1 protein-coding gene is annotated in these 1,331 nt (G+C 58.3%); it reads right to left on the reverse strand.

What is annotated here, in order from left to right; genetic code table 11:
- A partial coding sequence (locus tag H5U08_RS19005) for a biotin/lipoyl-binding protein (RefSeq protein WP_297036795.1) occupies window positions 1–1,331 on the reverse strand: 1,331 nt, incomplete at both ends.

The following is a 1,331-nucleotide window of genomic DNA, read 5'->3' on the forward strand; positions in this document are numbered from 1 at the left end:
GAGGAAAGCGCCAATATTCTGTGGTTCCAGGGGGCTTCCCGACCATTCCGGGAGAGGCGCGTTGGGATCTTCATGGGTAACCTTCCACGGCGGTGGCACCACGACGCCATCGCGCGGAGCGACGAGAAGAAGCCGTTGCTGGTCCGCTTTTTTCTCCGCCAGTTGTTGGGCCACGGTCTGGATGGCTTCGCGAAGACTGGGCAATTCGTTGGCGGCCGCCTCGTCCTCGCTCCGACGTCGTTCCAGCGCGGAGAGCCTCGCCGCATACTGCCGGTACAGGCTTTCCAGCCGCGCAATTTCAATGTCCAGATCGTGATCCGCAAGCTTCGCCAGTGGTTGTCCGGCTTTCACAGTCTGCCCCGGCCGAACCAGAATCTCTTCCAGCCGACCGGGAACGTCCACGTACACCGGGGCAGGATTCTGCGGCTGGATCTCACAGGTGCACATCACCCGATAAGGCAGGGGCACAAACACCACAAAGGCCACGACCAGTGCCAAACCCGCCAGCGTCATCATCAAACGGGGCTTTTTCACTTCATTCCACCTTCCCGGCACGTAAAAGAATTTGCCCAGTTGATACAACGGATACACGACCAATCCATACAGCGCGCCAATAGCGATCGCGTGACCGATGATCTCCAGTCGATACGGTTTGAAGAATTTATTGAGGAAAAGAAGGATCGAGAGGACCACCACCCAGCGATAAATGGCCGCAGCCACAGAATACGTGATGAACAGGGCATGATGGCGTTGCGGCAGAAACGGATCCTCCGGCAGTTCCAACCCCAGAAACCATTTGGCCGCCGTCCGGCTGAGGATCTGGGTCGCCTTCTGTCGGAGGTTGGGAATTTCCAGGATATCGGCCAGCACGTAGTAGCCGTCGTACCGCAACAGGGGATTACCGTTAAAGATCACCGTACTCACGGAGCAGATAAACATGACGTTGAGCGCCAGATGGTTGATCAGTCCCGGCTCGCTGAACCACCACACAAACGTGGCGATGGCTGCCAGCGTCAGCTCCACGAAAATCCCTGCCGCGCCGATGGCCGCGCGATGCCACCGGTTGGGCAGCATCCAGGAGTCTGATACGTTGCAGTACAGACACGGGGTCAGAACCAGGAGCATGACACCCATTTCGTGGCATTCGCCGCCGAAATGTTTGCAGCTCAACCCGTGGCCGAATTCATGGAGAATCTTCGTGATCGCCAGCGTGAGTGCCAGCCAGAGGGCATTCGTCGGTGTGAAGAACTGGTAAAAACTGGGCAACCGAGAAAGAAACACGCGGAACTCCGCAGCCACGAGGAGCAGTGCCGCCAGCCACAGGAGGACGC

The organism is Thermogutta sp., assembly GCF_014359955.1.
Lineage (GTDB): Bacteria > Planctomycetota > Planctomycetia > Pirellulales > Thermoguttaceae > Thermogutta.